Source organism: Streptomyces sp. NRRL S-1022 (genome assembly GCF_000720135.1).
GTDB lineage: Bacteria > Actinomycetota > Actinomycetes > Streptomycetales > Streptomycetaceae > Streptomyces.
The window spans coordinates 107856-123412 of record NZ_JOIU01000025.1 but is presented as its reverse complement, the minus strand read 5'-3'; the positions used below and the strand labels follow the sequence as shown (position 1 = coordinate 123412).

Annotated in this window: 16 protein-coding genes and 1 pseudogene; 10 read left to right on the top strand and 7 right to left on the bottom strand. The window is 74.7% G+C overall.

Annotation, left to right across the window (positions count from 1 at the left end; translation table 11 throughout):
- Positions 1-108: 108 nt before the first annotated feature.
- Positions 109-234 (top strand): annotated as a pseudogene (locus IG05_RS49555) (L-idonate 5-dehydrogenase); the annotation flags it as partial.
- A 21-nt stretch (positions 235-255) separates the two neighbouring features.
- On the opposite strand, the gene IG05_RS0131540 reads toward IG05_RS49555, so the two are convergent.
- The 3 genes from IG05_RS0131540 to IG05_RS0131530 all read right to left on the bottom strand — a co-directional run bounded on the left by IG05_RS0131540 (position 256) and on the right by IG05_RS0131530 (position 2700).
- A complete protein-coding gene (locus IG05_RS0131540; RefSeq protein ID WP_030347461.1) occupies positions 256-882 on the bottom strand; it encodes a cytochrome b/b6 domain-containing protein in 627 nt (208 codons plus the stop codon).
- Positions 866-1612 (bottom strand): molybdopterin-dependent oxidoreductase, encoded by a 747-nt coding sequence (locus tag IG05_RS0131535; RefSeq protein WP_030347460.1) that lies wholly within the window; start codon positions 1610-1612, stop codon positions 866-868. The genes IG05_RS0131540 and IG05_RS0131535 overlap by 17 nt, the downstream gene beginning before the upstream one ends.
- Positions 1613-1722: 110 nt before the next feature.
- Positions 1723-2700: a hypothetical protein gene (locus tag IG05_RS0131530; RefSeq protein WP_030347459.1), complete on the bottom strand. Its 978-nt coding sequence runs from the start codon at positions 2698-2700 to the stop codon at positions 1723-1725.
- Between the two features lie 374 nt (positions 2701-3074).
- Here IG05_RS0131530 and IG05_RS0131525 point away from each other — a divergent pair, with 374 nt between their 5' ends.
- The 4 genes from IG05_RS0131525 to IG05_RS0131510 are packed head-to-tail and all read left to right on the top strand — an operon-like array spanning position 3075 to position 5261.
- A complete protein-coding gene (locus IG05_RS0131525; protein WP_037815054.1) occupies positions 3075-3971 on the top strand; it encodes a DMT family transporter in 897 nt (298 codons plus the stop codon).
- 22 nt (positions 3972-3993) lie between these two features.
- Positions 3994-4509, top strand: a complete 516-nt coding sequence (locus tag IG05_RS0131520; RefSeq protein WP_030347457.1) for an NUDIX domain-containing protein — start codon at positions 3994-3996, stop codon at positions 4507-4509.
- Between the two features lie 21 nt (positions 4510-4530).
- Positions 4531-4923: a YidH family protein gene (locus IG05_RS0131515; RefSeq protein WP_030347456.1), complete on the top strand. Its 393-nt coding sequence runs from the start codon at positions 4531-4533 to the stop codon at positions 4921-4923.
- Complete coding sequence (locus tag IG05_RS0131510; RefSeq protein ID WP_030347455.1) at positions 4920-5261, top strand: DUF202 domain-containing protein; 342 nt, start codon at positions 4920-4922, stop codon at positions 5259-5261. Before IG05_RS0131515 ends, IG05_RS0131510 begins: the two co-directional genes overlap by 4 nt.
- 13 nt (positions 5262-5274) lie before the next feature.
- Here IG05_RS0131510 and IG05_RS0131505 read toward each other — a convergent pair whose 3' ends face one another.
- The gene (locus tag IG05_RS0131505; RefSeq protein WP_030347454.1) at positions 5275-6240 is read right to left on the bottom strand and encodes an NADP-dependent oxidoreductase; all 966 of its coding nucleotides are present in this window, start codon (positions 6238-6240) and stop codon (positions 5275-5277) included.
- Between the two features lie 257 nt (positions 6241-6497).
- On the opposite strand from IG05_RS0131505, the gene IG05_RS0131500 reads away from it, so the two are divergent.
- The 5 genes from IG05_RS0131500 to IG05_RS48025 all read left to right on the top strand — a co-directional run bounded on the left by IG05_RS0131500 (position 6498) and on the right by IG05_RS48025 (position 12394).
- Positions 6498-7520, top strand: coding sequence for a phosphotransferase family protein (locus IG05_RS0131500; RefSeq protein ID WP_030347453.1), 1023 nt, complete (start codon positions 6498-6500; stop codon positions 7518-7520).
- Positions 7521-7525: 5 nt separating this feature from the next.
- On the top strand, positions 7526-8740 hold the full coding sequence (locus IG05_RS0131495; protein WP_030347452.1) for an acyl-CoA dehydrogenase family protein: 1215 nt from the start codon (positions 7526-7528) through the stop codon (positions 8738-8740).
- Positions 8741-8886: 146 nt separating this feature from the next.
- Complete coding sequence (locus tag IG05_RS0131490) at positions 8887-10563, top strand: PucR family transcriptional regulator (RefSeq protein ID WP_158839053.1); 1677 nt, start codon at positions 8887-8889, stop codon at positions 10561-10563.
- A gap of 221 nt (positions 10564-10784) precedes the next feature.
- Positions 10785-12176 (top strand): diaminopimelate decarboxylase, encoded by a 1392-nt coding sequence (locus IG05_RS0131485; RefSeq protein WP_030347450.1) that lies wholly within the window; start codon positions 10785-10787, stop codon positions 12174-12176.
- An 11-nt stretch (positions 12177-12187) separates the two neighbouring features.
- Positions 12188-12394 carry a hypothetical protein gene (locus tag IG05_RS48025; RefSeq protein WP_030347449.1) on the top strand — a complete coding sequence of 69 codons (207 nt, stop codon included), beginning with the start codon at positions 12188-12190 and terminating at the stop codon, positions 12392-12394.
- Between the two features lie 47 nt (positions 12395-12441).
- On the opposite strand, the gene IG05_RS0131475 is transcribed toward IG05_RS48025, so the two are convergent.
- Genes IG05_RS0131475 through IG05_RS0131465 form a run of 3 tightly spaced genes read right to left on the bottom strand, consistent with a single transcriptional unit; the run spans position 12442 to position 15511 of the window.
- On the bottom strand, positions 12442-13035 hold the full coding sequence (locus IG05_RS0131475) for a TetR/AcrR family transcriptional regulator (protein ID WP_030347448.1): 594 nt from the start codon (positions 13033-13035) through the stop codon (positions 12442-12444).
- A gap of 41 nt (positions 13036-13076) precedes the next feature.
- Entirely contained in the window at positions 13077-14741 is a 1665-nt protein-coding gene (locus tag IG05_RS0131470) for a class I adenylate-forming enzyme family protein (protein WP_030347447.1), read from the bottom strand.
- The gene (locus IG05_RS0131465; RefSeq protein ID WP_030347446.1) at positions 14738-15511 is read right to left on the bottom strand and encodes an SDR family oxidoreductase; all 774 of its coding nucleotides are present in this window, start codon (positions 15509-15511) and stop codon (positions 14738-14740) included. The genes IG05_RS0131470 and IG05_RS0131465 overlap by 4 nt, the downstream gene beginning before the upstream one ends.
- Between the last annotated feature and the right edge of the window lie 46 nt (positions 15512-15557).

The following is a 15557-nucleotide window of genomic DNA, read 5'->3' as shown; positions in this document are numbered from 1 at the left end:
ATCAACGACATCGCCCGCGACCTCACCATCTGGTTGGCCGCCCGCGACTTCCCCGGACGGCCAACCAGGCAGGTCAGCGAGTTCTAAAACACGGCCTAGGCGCCGGCGCTGCTCGCCGCGCGGGGCGAGTTCGACGGGCTGATCAGTGCCGTGGTCCCGGTGGCCGGGGCGGAGTCGGCGTTCGCGCTGGCCGCCGACCGGCAGCGGTCCTGCAAGGTGCTGCTGGAGTTCTGAGCGGCACGGACCGGCGGGCGACTACGGCCGCCACAGCGGGTGCTCCCGGTCCGCCCAGTCCTCGCTCACCGTTCCCGTCCGCAGGCCCCGCCTCGCCTCCGGGTCGCCCAGGGCCATGCCGATGTGGCCCGCCAGGACCACGCCGATGGTCAGGGCGAGCCAGTCGTGGACGAAGGTGGCCGAGGTGCGCCACATCAGCGGGGTGAGGTGGGTGAACCACATCATCAGGCCGGTGCCGAGCATCACCAGGGTGGCGCCGGCGATCCAGGCGGCGTAGATCTTCTGGCCGGCGTTGAACTTGCCGGCGGGGCGCTCCTCGTGGCGCCGGTCGCGGCGCAGGGCGGCGCGCAGCCAGACCCGGTCGTGCGGGCCGAAGCGGTTGAGGAAGCGCAGGTCGGTGCGGAAGGCGCGGGAGGCCAGGCCCAGCAGGACCGGCACCGGCAGGGCGAGGCCGGCGTACTGGTGGACCCGGACGACCAGTTCCCGGCGGCCGACCAGGACCGCCAGCTGCGGGATGTAGAGGAAGGCGGCGGTCAGCACGCACACGCCCATCAGCGCGGCCGTCGCGCGGTGCACCCAGCGTTCGGCGCGGGTGAAGCGGTGGACGCGGGCCTCCGGCGGAGCCGGGGTCTCAGCTCGTAGGCTCATCGGTCCGTCCGTTCGAGCGGCCGACCCAGGCGTCGACGTCGTAGCCGAGGTTCTCCCAGTAGCCGGGCCGCACCCGGTCGGTGACGGTGATGCCGGAGAGCCACTTGGCGGACTTGTAGAAGTACATGGGGGCGACGTAGAGGCGGACCGGGCCGCCGTGGTCGTGGCCGATGTCCTTGTCCTGCATGCGCAGGGCGACCAGGACGTCCGGGCGGCGGGCCTGGTCGAGGGTGAGGCTCTCGGTGTAGGTGCCGTCGAAGCAGGTGAAGCGCACGGCCCGGGCGGTGGGGCGGACGCCGGCCGCGTCGAGCAGGTGGGACAGGCGTACGCCCTGGAAGGGGGTGCCCGGGACCCGCCAGCCGGTGACGCACTGCACGTCCCGGACCAGCCGGGTCTGCGGCAGGGCGCGCAGGCCGGCCAGGGTGTAGCCGCCCGGGCGGTCGACCAGGCCGTCGACGGTGAGGCGGTAGTCCGCGGCGCTCCGGTGCGGAACGGAGGCGGCCACGGAGTAGTAGCGGAAGCCGCCGCCGTTGGGCAGCAGGCCGGTCAGCCCGGTGGGGTCCTTGTCGGCGACGCCGCCGAGGAACCCTTCGAGGCCGCGTTGCAGCGGGGGTGCGGCGACCACGCCGAGGGCGCCCAGGCCGAGGGTGCCGAGGAAGACCCGGCGGCCGATGGGCCGGCCGCCCGGTTCCGGTTGCGGTATCGGTTCCTCGGATGGTTCAGGGTTCACGTGTTCATTCGAGCACTCGGGGCCCCGCGGGGCCAGATCATCGGGTCGCGGGTCAGACTTTCGTCACTTTTTCCGTACTGCCGTATGTACGTCGGCGCGGCCGCTGTCGCTCACCGTCCGAGCGCGCGGGTGCGGGCGGCGTGGAAGGCGGCCCGGGGATCGGGGTGCGCGTAGGACCAGGGCGCCGGGGTGGCGTGCTCGCCGATGCGCTGGAACAGGGCCGCCGCCTCGGCCGGACGGCCGGCGCAGGTCAGGGCGAAGGCGAGGTGGTTGAGGTCGATGTGGCGGCGGGGGTGCTCGTCGTGCTCCCACTCCAGCCACCAGTCGAAGCAGGCGCGCAGGATGCGCCGGGCCCGCGGGCCGGACCAGTGCCCGGAGGCGGTGGGGCCGGCCGGGACCGGGCCGGTGGCGGCGAGGACCCGGTAGCGCTCGGCGTACGCGACGACCGGCAGGACGGCCAGCGGGGAGTCGGCGGGGGCCTCGGCGGCGGCCGTTTCGGCGACGTCGTAGACCTCGTGGGCCTCGGCCGCCCGGCTGCCCGCGGGCCGTTCGGCGAGGCGGGCGATCAGCAGGTGGTGGGCGTGGTGGTGCTCGGGGTGCCGGCGGTACAGCTCGCCGAAGGTGTCGAGCACCTCGCGCTCGGGTCCGAGGGCGCGGGCGAGCAGCAGCCGGCCGAGCCAGGGGGTGGGGTCGGCGGGGGCGAGGCCCGCGGCGGTGTCACAGGCCTCGCGGGCCCGGCCGGGTTGCTCCCTGCCGCGCAGCGCGCGGTGGACCAGGGCCAGGGCGAGCAGCGCGGCGGCGTCGGCGGAGCCGGGCTCGGCGGTCAGCCAGTCGCTCGCCCAGGCGGCGGCGTACGGGTCCCGGGCGAGCACGGTGAGGCGGTGGCCGCGGCGGTCCCAGTCGTCCCCGGTGTGCACCAGCAGGGCGCGCACGGCCTGCCGCCGGCCCTGGGCCAGCGCGGCCCGGGCGGTGCGCAGTCCGGCGTCGTCGAGGGCGGCGTCGAAGGCGCCGGGGTCGTCCTGGGCGGGCGCGCCGGACGGTTCCGTCGGGGCCCGGCGAGCGCCGAGCAGAGGCGGGAGAGGGGGCACCGCGGGCTTCCTGTTTCTCGGGCTGCCATCGACCGGTCACGCACAGCAAACCCCCAGCCACGGGTCGCGTCAAGCGGAACGGCGTAGTTGCGAGCTTCAACTTCTCGGCCCGAAAACGGACTTGAGGGCTCCGGCGCAGGTGGGCCGCGTACCGGGCGATCTCGCCGAGGGAATTTTCCTGTGGCGTATGCCATCGCGTTCCGGGCCGTCCGCCCCGGCTCCTGTGGCGTACGCCATGGCGCCGCGCCCGCCGGTTGCGGAGCATGACGAGTCCACCGCCCGGCTCCGGGCACGTGCGGGGCGCCTGGGCCCCGGGAGCGCTACAGTCGGCCACTACGCGCCCGTGGTCCGGCCGGATGATCGAGGTACGCAGCGTGTCGGTTCTGGTTCTCCTCCTCGCCGTGAGCGCGGCCTGCTGTCTGGGCTTCGGATTCGTCCTCCAGCAGGACGCGGCGCAGAAGGCGCCGCTGAGCGACTTCCTCTCCTTCCGGCTGCTGCTCGACCTGGTGCGGGTGCCGCGCTGGCTCGGCGGGCTCGGGCTGATGGTGGCCGGCATGGTGCTCGGCGCGGTCGCCCTCGGCAGGGGCGAGATCTCCCTGGTGGAGCCGCTGCTCGCGACCAATCTGCTGTTCGCCCTCGCCCTGTCCCGCTACCGGACCAGACAGGCCCTGGGCCGCCAGGGCTGGGCCGGTCTGCTGCTGCTCGCGGGCGGCGTGAGCGCGTTCATCCTGGCCGGCGAGCCGCGCGGCGGCACGGCCGTCACCGATCCGCTGCGGCACTGGCTGATCATCGGGGCGGTGACGGGCGCCGCCCTGGTCCTCACCACGTACGCGAAGCGCTCCCGGCTGAGCTGGGGCCCGGTACTGCTGGCCCTGGCGGCCGGACTGCTGTACGGCGTCCAGGACGCGCTGACCCGGGTGAGCGGCATCCGCTTCGCCGACGGCGGCTTCGGCGAGCTGTTCACCGGCTGGCAGCCGTACGGCGTGGTGGCGTGCGGGGTCACCGGTCTGGTCCTGGTGCAGAGCGCGTTCGAGACGGCCCCGCTGCGCATGTCGCTGCCCGCGCTCACGGCGGCCGAGCCGCTCGCCGGGATCCTGTGCGGAGTGGGCTTCCTCGGCGACCGGCTGCGCACCGACACCGGGGCGCTGGCCGGGGAGGCGGCCGGGCTCGCGGCCGTGGTGGCGGGCATCGTGCTGCTCGGGCTGCATCCGGCGATGCCGTGCGGCGCGGCGGAGCAGGCGGACCGGGCCGGGTCCCTGGAGCGGCGCTGAGCCCCCCTGCTTGGATACGGGCATGAACCCTGCTGACGAGATCCTCGACATCGTCGACGAGCACGACCGGGTCGTCGCGCGGTCCCCGCGCGGCGAGGCCTACGCCCGGGGACTGCGCCACCGCTGTGTGTTCATCGAGGCCCGGGACGCGGCCGGCCGGCTCTTCGTGCACCGGCGCACCGCGACCAAGCTGGTCTTCCCCTCCCTGTACGACATGTTCGTCGGCGGTGTCGTCGGCGCGGGCGAGTCCTACGACGAGGCGGCGCTGCGGGAGGCCGAGGAGGAGCTGGGGGTACGGGGGCTGCCGCAGCCGGAGTTCCGCTTCAAGTTCCTGTACGACGACGGCGCCGGGCAGGGCTGGTGGTCGGCGGTGTACGAGGTGCGCTGCGAACTGCCGGTGCGGCCCCAGGCCGAAGAGGTCCAGTGGCACGCCTTCCTGCCCGAGGAGGAGGTCGCGCGGCGGCTCGGCGAGTGGGAGTGGGTGCCGGACGGGCTGGCGGCCTACGAGCGGCTGCGGGCGTTCCGGGCGGCCCGGTGATCGCCGGGTAGGGTCGGCCGTGTGAGCGAATTCGTGCGGAACATCCGGTTGTGGTTCGCGCCGGAGCGGGTGCGGGACGAGGGCGGCACGCCCGACTACCGGTTCTCGCTGGCCAACGAGCGCACCTTCCTCGCCTGGCTGCGCACCGCGCTGGCGCTGATCGGCGGCGGATTCGCGGTGGACCAGTTCCTGCCGGACCTGAGCCGGGGGTGGCGGGTCGGACTCGCGCTCGCGCTGCTCGCCGCCGGGGTGCTCTGCTCGCTGCGCGCGGTGAACCACTGGGTGCGCTGCGAGCGGGCGATGCGCCGCGGCGAGGACCTGCCCGCGTCCCGTTTCCCGGTGCTGCTGAGCCTGGTCGTCGCGGTGGTGGCCGTCGCGATGGTCGTGGTCGTGCTGGTGGGGTGGGAGGGGTGAGCCCGGGCCCGGGACCGCGCGACGAGGACCCGGCGGGCCGGGATCCCGGGCTCCAGCCCGAGCGGACCCGGCTGGCCTGGCGGCGTACGACGCTGTCCGGTGCGGTGGTCGCCGTCCTGGGCGTCAAGGCGGCGCTGCACGGCGGCGCGTCCGCCACCGGTGCCCTCGTGTGCGCGCTGTGCTGCGGGCTGTGGCTGGGCTTCCTCGGCATGGCCCACCACCGCATCCGCGCCCTGTCCTCCGGCACCCCGCCGCCCGCCCTGGCCCCCCGCCACGCGACGGCGGCGGTGCTGTGCGCGGTGGCGATGGCCGCGTGCGCCGCGGTGCTGGTGGTGTAGGTGCGGCGGCCGGCTAGGCGGCGCCCTCCCCGGTCTCCCCTTCCCCGGACTCCCCGTCCACCGTCACGACGATCTTGCCGCGGGTGTGGCCCTCCTGGCTGAGCCGGTGGGCGTCGGCCGCGCGGGCGAGCGGGAAGGTCTGCTGGACGTGGACGGTGACGACGCCCTGGTCGGCCAGGTGTGCCAGGTGCCGCAGGTCCTCGGCGTCCGGGCGGACGAAGCAGTAGCGGCCGCCGTAGGCCACCACCTCGGGGTCGGCGATCGAGGCCAGCCGGCCCTCCGGGGCGAGCAGGTTGGCCGAGGTCTTCAGGGTGTCGCCGCCGACGGTGTCGAAGACCGCCTCCACCCCCTCGGGGGCGAGCGCGCGCACCCGCTCCGCCAGGCCGTCGCCGTAGGCCACCGGCTCGCCGCCCAGCGCGCGGACGTGGTCGTGGTTGCGCTCACCGGCCGTGCCGATGACCCGGGCGCCGAGGTGGACGGCGATCTGCACGGCGAGCGAGCCGACGCCGCCGGCCGCCGCGTGCACCAGGACGGTCTCGCCCTGCTTCACCTCCAGCGCCTTGACCAGCACCTGGGAGGCGGTGAGCCCGGCCAGCGGCAGCCCGGCGGCCTCCTCGAAGGACAGCCCGCTCGGCTTGCGGGCAAGGGTGCGCACGGGCGCGGCGACGTACTCGGCGAAGGTGCCCCGGGAGAGGAAGTCCTCGCGGACGTAGCCGATGACCTCGTCGCCGGCGGCGAACTCGGTGACCGCGGCGCCGGGCCGTACGACCACTCCGCTGACGTCCCAGCCGGGGACCACCGGGAAGACGGCGTCCAGGAGCGGGTCCAGGTACCCCTCGCGGCACTTCCAGTCGACCGGGTTGACGGCCGCCGCCCGCACTTTCACCAGCACCTGGTCGGGACCGACCTTGGGGTCGCGCAGCTCGCCGTACTCCAGTACCTCGGGTCCGCCGTAGCGGCGGTAGCTGATGCCCTTCATGCCCTCGACCCTCCGGGTTGCTCGTGCGCCACGCAACCGGGACGTCCTGGGACACGGCTTCCGCGTGGCAGCCTTTCGGTCCCACCCCCGTACCCCGCGGAGGCGAGCACCATGACCGGGCACCCCGGGGACGGCCACCTCGGCCTATCGTGGCTCCGGTCACGTTTGCCGTCGGGTTCGGCCTTCGCACTGGACGACATACCGACCGGTCGGCATCATGAGTCCTGTTCTTGTTCACCCGTTGTCAGGAGTGATGAATGAGCGCCGACCACCCGCCCGGACTCGACCTGGACCGGCTGCGCGCCACGCTGGAGCGCGAGCGTCCCGGCCTGGTCAGCGGCCCGCTGACCGGACGGCTCATCGAGGGCGGACGGTCGAACCTCACCTACGCGGTCTCCGACGGCACCTCGAAGTGGGTCGTCCGCCGGCCCCCGCTCGGCCACGTGCTGGCCACCGCGCACGACATGAGGCGCGAACACCGGGTCATCAGCGCCCTGCACCCGACCCAGGTGCCGGTCCCCCGCCCGGTGCTGCTGTGCGAGGACGAGGAGGTGCTCGGGGCGCCGTTCTACGTGATGGAGTTCGTGGAGGGCACCCCGTACCGCACCGCCGGCCAGCTCGCCGCACTCGGTCCGGAGCGCACCCGGAACGCGGTGCTGTCCCTGGTGGACACGCTGGTCGAGCTGCACGCGGTGGAACCGGCCGCGGTGGGCCTGGCGGACTTCGGCCGCCCCGAGGGCTTCCTGGACCGGCAGCTGCGCCGCTGGGGCAAGCAGCTGGACGCGTCCCGCAACCGCGACCTGCCGGGCATCGACGAGCTGCACGCGGCCCTCGGCCGTGACCTGCCCCGCTCCCCCGCCCCGGCCGTCGTGCACGGCGACTACCGGCTCGACAACGTCCTGATCGGGGACGACGACCGGATCAAGGCCATCCTCGACTGGGAGATGTCCACGCTCGGCGACCCGCTGACCGATCTCGGCCTGCTGGTGATCTACAGCCGGCCGCTCGGCACGCCGGACTCCCCCGTCTCCACCACCGCCGAGGCGCCGGGCCACCCCGACCCGCGGGAGCTTATCGAGCGGTACGCGGCCGGCTCCGGCCGGGACGTCTCGGCCGTCTCCTGGTACACGGCGTACGCCTGGTTCAAGCTCGCCGTGATCCTGGAGGGCATCCACTACCGGTACACCCTCGGCCAGACGGTCGGCCGCGGCTTCGACCGCATCGGCGACCTCGTACCCGTCTTCATCGACCACGGACTGACCACGCTCCAGGAAGGGTGACCGGCATGGACTTCGCGTTCGACGCACGCACCGAGGAACTGCGCGCCAAGCTGCTCGCCTTCATGGACGAGCACGTCTACCCGGCCGAGGCGGTCGCCGAGGAGCAGCGGGCCGCGCTCGCCTCGCCCTGGGACACCCCGGCCGTGGTCGGGGAGCTGAAGGCCGAGGCCCGCAGGCAGGGTCTGTGGAACCTCTTCCTCCCGGACGGCGAGTACGGCGCCGGGCTCACCAACCTCCAGTACGCCCCGCTCGCCGAGATCACCGGCCGCTCCCCGCACCTCGCGCCCACCGCGACCAACTGCGCCGCGCCCGACACCGGGAACATGGAGGTGCTGGCGCAGTTCGGCACCGAGGAGCAGAAGAAGCAGTGGCTGCAGCCGCTGCTGGCCGGCGAGATCCGCTCGGCGTTCGCGATGACCGAGCCGGAGGTGGCCTCCTCCGACGCCACGAACATCACCACCCGCATCGAGCGGGACGGCGACGAGTACGTGATCACCGGCCGCAAGTGGTACATCTCCGGGGCGATGAACCCGGACTGCGCGGTCTTCATCGTGATGGGCAAGACCGACCCGGACGGCGCCGACATCCGCCGCCAGCAGTCCATGGTCCTGGTCCCGCGCGACACCCCCGGCGTCACCGTCGAGCGGGCCATGCAGGTCTTCGGCTACGAGGACCACTCGCACGGCGGCCACGCCGAGGTGGTCTTCGACCACGCGCGCGTGCCGGTGGCGAACCTCGTCGGCGAGGAGGGCGGCGGCTTCGCCATCGCCCAGGCCCGGCTCGGCCCCGGCCGCATCCACCACTGCATGCGGCTGATCGGCATGGCCGAGCGGGCCATCGAGCTGATGTGCCGGCGGGCCGTGGACCGTACCGCGTTCGGCAAGGCGCTGGCCCAGCAGGGCGTGGTCCAGAACTGGATCGCCGACGCCCGGGTCACCGTCGAACAGCTGCGGCTGCTGGTGCTGAAGACGGCCTGGCTGATGGACACCGTCGGCAACAAGGGCGCCCACACCGAGATCCAGGCCATCAAGATCGCCACCCCGCGCGCGGTGGCCGGCATCCTGGACCGGGCGATCCAGCTGCACGGCGCGGGCGGGGTGAGCCAGGACTTCCCGCTGGCCGAGCTGTACGCGAGCGCCCGCACGCTGATGCTCGCCGACGGCCCGGACGAGGTGCACCAGCGGTCGCTGGCCCGGCGGGAGCTGAAGCGGTACCTGTGACACGCACGCCGGTGCGGCCCCGACGCCGCACCGGCCGTCCCCCTCGTGCCGACTCCGTGCGCCGTTGAGCGTGCGCCCGGTGTGTGGTGTCGTACCTCATCGGGAACCGGCCCGGCGAGGCCGGCGGCGCGTCGAGTGGGGGAAGCGTGACGGACCTGCGGGACCACCCGGAGTGGCGGACGGGCACGGAGACCGGGGTGACCCTGGAGCGGCTGCTGTCCGTCGTGGGGTCGGGGGCCCTGGAGCTGGACACGGCACCGGCCGGACTGGCGGTGCCCGTCGCCAGGGCGGCGCTGCTGGATCCGCTGGACCCCGACATCAGGCCGCGGGTGCTGCTGCTCGCGCCGGCCGTCGACCCCGCCTCGGCGCACGCCCTGGACGTCGTACGCCGGGCCGGTGCCGCCGGCGCCGGCGGTGTGGTGCTGGGCCCCGACCGCACCGAACAGTCGGCCCGGGCCCTGCGTGCCGCCGCCGAGGAGGCCGGGGTGGCGGTGCTGTACCGCACCCGGTGGTGCGACTGGGAGCAGCTGGTGGGCGTGGTGCGGGCCGGGCTGGCCGCCGCGGGGGCGCCACCGGCCCTCGGACCGGCCGTCGGGGACCTGGACACGCTGGCCGACGCGGTCGCCGCCCTGGTCGGCGGCTCGGTGACCATCGAGGACACCGACTCCCGCGTCCTGGCGTACTCCTCCACGGAGGAGAACGTGGACGAGATGCGCCGGCTGACCATCCTGGGGCGGCGGGTCCCGCCCCGGCGGGTGGCCGCGATGCGGGAGGCGGGCCTGTTCCGTGCCCTGTGGGCGACGGACGAGGTGCTGCACCGGCGGGCCCGGGGCGATGACCCGGAACGCCTGGTGTGCGCCGTCCGCGCGAACGGCGAGGTGCTGGGGTCGGTGTGGGTGGCCGCGGTCGGCGGCAGGCCGCTCGCCCCGAACGCGGCCGAGGCGCTGCGTACGGCGGCCCGGGCGGCCGCCGCCCATCTGCTGCGCCACCACACGCGCGGGGCGGACGGCCGGCTGGTGGAGGACGCGGCGCGTGCGCTGCTGGAGGAGCGCGGCTCGGCGGAACTGCTGGCCGAGCGGGCGTCGCTGCCGGCGCAGGAGCCCTGCGCCGTGCTGGCGGTGGGCCTCGGCACCGACGCGCCCGCGGAGGAGCCCTCCCGCGACCCGTCGACGATGTACGGCCTGCTCGCCCTGCACTGCACCGCGCTCGGGCACCGGGTCGTGGTCGTACCGGCGGGCGGCCGGGCCCTGGTGCTGGTGTGCGCGCTGGATCCGGACCGGGCCCGCGAGCAGCTGGTGCGGCTCGGGGAGTCGCTGGCGGCACGGGTGTCGGAGGCGACCGGCGGGCAGGTGCGGGCGGGCCTGGGCCCGGTCGTGCCGGCGCTGGCGCGGGCGGCCGAGTCGCGCCGGGACGCCGAGCTGGCGCTCAGGGCCCTCGGCCGGGCCGGGGGCCCGCGCACCGTGGCGTGGGTGGAGGAGGTGGCGGACACGATCGGCGTCCTGCAGGTGGTCGAGGCGCTGCGGGACGTACTGCTGCCGCCGGGGACCTCGGTGGCGCGGCTGGCCGCGTTCGACGCCGAGCACGCCGGGAGCCGGCTCGTGGAGACGCTGCGTGCCTACCTCGACCACTTCGGTGACGTGTCCGCGGCCGCGCGCAGCCTCTCGGTGCACCCCAACAGCCTGCGCTACCGGCTGGGCCGGATCGCCACGGTCTCGGGGCTCGACCTGGACAGCCCGGACGCGCGGCTGCTGGCGCAGCTCCAGTTACGGCTGGCCGACGAGGGCCCGCGGCCGGGAGGGGCCGGAGCGCCGCCGCGGCCCTGACCCCGGGGCCGTCGTTCGTGCGCCCGCACCAAGGCGGGGCGCCGTCGCCGTCGGGGCGCACAACGGCGCGGCCCGCGCGGTCCGGCCGTACCCCCCGGCGGCGGCCGGGGCGGGGACGTCTCTGCCGAACCGACGAAGACGGGCGGGGGGCGCGGCGAGCAGCCTGGGAGGGCGCCCGGGACGCTCCCGGGCCTCGCGACCCCGACCCCGGAAGGTTCACCATGACCGCTGTGACCCCCGCCGCCCGGCGTGAACGCATCCTCCAGGAGGCCGTACGCCAGGGGCTGCTGGACCCGGAGGAGTCCCTGCTGGCCGCCTTCGTCGACCTCGACGGGGTCGCGGCCACGGTCGGCGCGCTGCACGAGGCGTTCGCCGGCCCCTGCGGGGAGGGCACCCGGCAGGACGCGGGCCCGTCCGCGGCCCCCCGCGTCCTGCACACGTTCGCCGCGAAGGCCAACTGCCTGGTGCCCGTGCTCCGGGAGCTGGCCGGGCTCGGCATGGGATGCGAGGTGGCGTCCGCGGGCGAGCTGGCCCGGGCGCTCGCGGCCGGCTTCCCGCCCGACCGGATCGTCTTCGACGCGCCCGCCAAGACGCGGGCGGAACTGGAGCGGGCCCTGGCCCTCGGGGTGGCCGTCAACGCGGACAGCTTCCAGGAGCTGGAGCGGATCGCGGACCTCCTCGCCCGGCGCCCTTCGGCGTCCCGGATCGGGGTGCGCCTCAACTGCCAGATCGGCGGCGGCAGCATCGCCGCGATGAGCACCGCCACGAGCACCTCGAAGTTCGGCGTGCCGCTGACGGACCCCGGCAACCGGGAGCGGCTGGTCCGGGCCTTCGCCGAGCACCCGTGGCTGACCTGGGTGCACACGCACACCGGGTCCCAGGGCTGCCCCCTCGACCTCATGGCCCGCGGGGTGGCCCAGGCGGTGGACTTCGCGGACGAGGTGGAGGCGGCCTTCGGGCCGGGCCGGGTGGAGGGCGTCGACATCGGCGGCGGACTCCCCGTCAACTTCGCCGACGACGAGGTCACGCCCGGCTTCGCCACCTACGTCGAGCAGCTGCGGACGCACGCGCCGGACCTGTTCCGGCGCGGGTACCGGATCGTCACCGAGTTCGGCCGCTCGCTCCTGGCGAAGAACGGCTTCCTGGCCGCGTACGTCGAGTACACCAAGACCGCGGGGGGCCGGCCGATCGCCGTCACCCACGCGGGCGTACAGGTCGCCACCCGGACGGTGTTCGGCCCCGACGCCTGGCCGCTGCGGATCGAGGCGTACGACGGGTACGGCACGGCCAGGCGGGGCCGGCCCGTGCGCCAGGACGTCGCGGGGCCGGCCTGCTTCGCCGGCGACCTGCTGGCCCGCGACCGTGCGCTGCCGCCGCTGCGGACCGGTGACCTGGTCGTCGTCCCGGACACCGGCGCCTACTACTTCTCGACGCCGTTCCACTACAACAGCCTTCCGGAACCGGCGGTGCACGGTGTCCGGGTGGGCGCGGACGGCGAGGTCGAGTTCGCGCTGATCCGGCCCGCGCAGGACCCGTGGCGGCTGTCGGAGCGGGACGGCGTCGGCGTGCCGCCCCTGGAGCCGGTGGGCGCCCCCGTCCCCGGTGTCGGCTGAGGGGTGCGGGGGTGTCCGAGTCCGAGCGTTCGCGGCCCGACCGGGACGGGCCGCTGCTCACCCAGCGCGCCGCCCTGGTCTTTCTGCTGGCCGCCCTGGCCGGGGCCGGCGCCACGGTGCTGGCGGCGCTGGCCGGCAACCCGTGGCCGGTCGCGCTGAGCGTGGGCGGCGGCACGGCCGGCTCCGCCGTCCTGTTCTTCAAGGAGATCATCGGCTAGTCCGAGGGGACGGACGACCATCGGCCGGCCGGGCCACGTGCCACGTGCTACGGACGCAGGGCCCGCAGCAGCAGGTCGGCGAGGTGGTCGGCCACCTCCTGGGGGCTCAGCGGGCCGTCGGGGCGGTACCAGGTCGACAGGTGGTGGACGGAGCCGAAGTGGTAGTCCACGATCAGGTCGGCCGGGGTCGCCGTGGAGAAGACGCCGGCCTTCTGGCCCTCCTCGATCAGCGCGCGGAAGCGCTCGTGGTAGCGCCGGCGCTCGGCGCGGACCTGCTTGTTCTTCTCCGGGCTCAGGTGGTGCATGGACCGGAAGAAGATCATCGCGTCGTCGAGGTTCTCGATCGTCGTGACGACGACGTCCGCCGCCGCGCCTCTGAGCCGCTTCTCCACGGGCTCGTCGGCATTGGCGAAGGTGTCCAGCCGCTCCTGCTGGAGGCGCAGCACGCGCGCGTACACCTCGTGCAGGAGGTCGTCCTTGGAGCCGAAGTAGTGGTACAGCGCCCCCTTGGTGACGCCGGCCGCCTCCACGATCTCCTGCACGGAGGTGCGGTCGTAGCCCTGCTCGGCGAAGAGCCGGGTGGCGGCGGCCAGCAGCCGCTGCGGGACGGGCGTCCCGTCTCCGTCCGTCGTCCTGGGCACTGCCGCCACCTGCCTTTCCGTTGCGCTGACCGGGTCTGCCGCTACTCGCGTCCGGTGCGGGAACGCAGTTCCCGCCGGAGGATCTTCCCACTCGCCGTCTTCGGCAGGTCGGGCAGGATCTCCACCTGCCGCGGGTACTTGTAGGCGGCCAGTCTCTCCTTGCAGTACACCGCGAGTTCGTCCGGGTCCGCCTCGGCCCCGGGACGGAGGCTGATATAGGCCTTGACGGTCTCGCCACGGTACCCGTCCGGCACGCCGACCACGGCCGCTTCGCGCACCGCGGGGTGCGTGTACAGGACGTCCTCGACCTCGCGCGGCCACACCTTGAAGCCGGACGCGTTGATCATGTCCTTCTTGCGGTCGACGACGTACAGCCAGCCCTGCTCGTCCATGAAGCCGATGTCGCCGGTGCGCAGCTCGCCGTCCGGGAAGGTCTCGGCGGTGGCGTCGGGGCGCCGCCAGTAGCCGGGCACCACCTGCGGTCCGCGGACGACGATCTCGCCGTGCTCCCCGAGGGGCACCTCCGCACCCTGCTCGTCCAGGATCCGCACGACCGTGTCGGCGCCGGGCAGGCCCACGGACAGCGTCCCGGAGACCGGGTCCACGGGCGCCTCCAGGTGGGGCGGGACGGAGGCGCAGGGGGCGGTGCACTCGGTGAGGCCGTAGCCGACGCGGATGTACGGTCCCAGGCGCTCCCGGAACTTCTCCACCAGGGCCGGCGGCACGGGTGCGCCGCCGGAGGACAGGTTCACGAAGGAGGCGAAGTGCTCGCGGCCGGCGTCCGGGTGGGCGGCGAGCGCCATGTAGGCGGTGGAGGGGCCGACGGTGTAGTGCGGGCGGTGCTCGGCGAAGGCCTCCAGGACGACACCGGGCTCGAAGCGGTAGGTGAGCACCAGGGTGCCGGCGCTGCTGAGACAGGCGCCGAACTGGCAGACCATGCCGGTGATGTGGAACAGCGGCGCGAGCGCGTAGTAGACGGGCGCCTCGGGCAGGCCGAGCCCGGTGGCCTGCCGCTCGGCGTTGTACATGATGTTGGCGTGCGTGTTGGTGGCGCCCTTGGGGGTGCCGCTGGTGCCCGAGGTGTAGCTGATCAGGGCGATGTCGTCGGGGCGCGGCAGCCGGTCCTCGGGGCCCCGGCCGCCCTGCCGGGCGACGGTCACCAGGTCGTCGGCGTCCGGGGCCTGGGGCAGCCGCTCGAAGGCCAGCACGCGCGGGTCGTCGCGGGTCTGGAAGTCCCGCTCGCACGCGGTGAGCGCGATCCGCACCGGCGAACCGGCGGCCGTCTCCCGCAGGTACGTCTCCCAGGCCCGGTCGGAGCAGATCAGCGCGGCCACCTCGCCGTCCCGCAGGACGTGCGCCACCTCGCCCGACTTGTACATCGGGTTGACCGGGACGACGGTCGCGCCCGCCTTCCAGGCGCCGAGCACGGCCAGCACGAAGTGCGGGGAGTTCTGCAGCAGGACGGCGACCCGGTCGCCGCGCCGCAGGCCGCGCGCCACGAGGTGGGCGGCCACGCCGTCGGTCAGCTCGTCCACCTCGCGGTAGCCGAGCCGGGCGTCGAAGTAGGCGAGGAAGGTGCGGTCGGGGGCCGCGGCGACGGCGTCACGCAGGGCGTGCACGAGCGAGTCGGCAGGGTCGAGCGGGGCGCGCTGGGTCTCGTCGAGCAGCGCGAGCCAGGGGCGGGCGGCGTAGGGGGACGTGGTCACCGGGCGGCCTCCCACTTCTGCTGGATGTGGTTCATGGTGGCGAGCCAGCGGTCGGGCTCACCGGCCCGCACCTGGTAGAAGCCGGCGACCTCGGGATGCGGCAGGATCAGGAAGCGGTCGTCCTCGATGCCCTGGAACAGGGCGTCGGCCACGGCCGCCGGCTCGATCGCGGTGGGCTGGAGCACCAGGTCGCCCGCGCTGCCGGTGGCGGCCAGCATGTCGGTGCGCACGCCCTGCGGGCAGACGGCGTGCACCTTGACGCCCCGGTGGCGGTACGTCAGCGACAGCCACTCGGCGAAGGCGTAGGCGCCGTGCTTGGTCACGCTGTAGGAGGGCGCGCCGATCATCGTCAGCAGTCCGGCGGCGGAGACGGTGGAGACGAACCGTCCGCTGCCCCGCTCCAGCCAGTCGGGCAGCAGCGCGTGGGCCGCGCGGACGTGGGCCATCAGGTTGACGTCCCAGGACGTCGCCCAGGTCTGCTCGTCCAGCGGGCGGTCGAGGTCGCCGTCCTCGAAGGCGACGCCGGCGTTGGCGCAGTAGACGTCCACCGTGCCGCCGAGCGCCTCCCGGGCCTCCGCGACGATCGCGGAGGCGTCGCCGGGTACGGCGGTCCCGCCGATCTCCTCGGCCACCGCCTCTGCCTTCCCGGCGTCCAGGTCGTTCACCACGACCCGGGCTCCCGCGGCGGCGAACCGCCGGGCCAGCGCGGCCCCGATCCCACCGCCCGCCCCGGTGACGACCACTCCCGCATCCTGCACGGCATCCACCATCGGTCTCCTTCGACACGATTTTCGCGCGGCGCGCGTCGGCTCTGGC

Coding starts and splice junctions, on each gene's coding strand:
- IG05_RS0131540 (WP_030347461.1), bottom strand. CDS start 882: ATGAGCCTACGAGCTGAGACCCCGGCTCCGCCGGAGGCCCGCGTCCAC.
- IG05_RS0131520 (WP_030347457.1), top strand. CDS start 3,994: ATGAACCCTGCTGACGAGATCCTCGACATCGTCGACGAGCACGACCGG.
- IG05_RS0131505 (WP_030347454.1), bottom strand. CDS start 6,240: ATGAAGGGCATCAGCTACCGCCGCTACGGCGGACCCGAGGTACTGGAG.
- IG05_RS0131500 (WP_030347453.1), top strand. CDS start 6,498: ATGAGCGCCGACCACCCGCCCGGACTCGACCTGGACCGGCTGCGCGCC.
- IG05_RS0131495 (WP_030347452.1), top strand. CDS start 7,526: ATGGACTTCGCGTTCGACGCACGCACCGAGGAACTGCGCGCCAAGCTG.
- IG05_RS0131485 (WP_030347450.1), top strand. CDS start 10,785: ATGACCGCTGTGACCCCCGCCGCCCGGCGTGAACGCATCCTCCAGGAG.
- IG05_RS0131465 (WP_030347446.1), bottom strand. CDS start 15,511: ATGGTGGATGCCGTGCAGGATGCGGGAGTGGTCGTCACCGGGGCGGGC.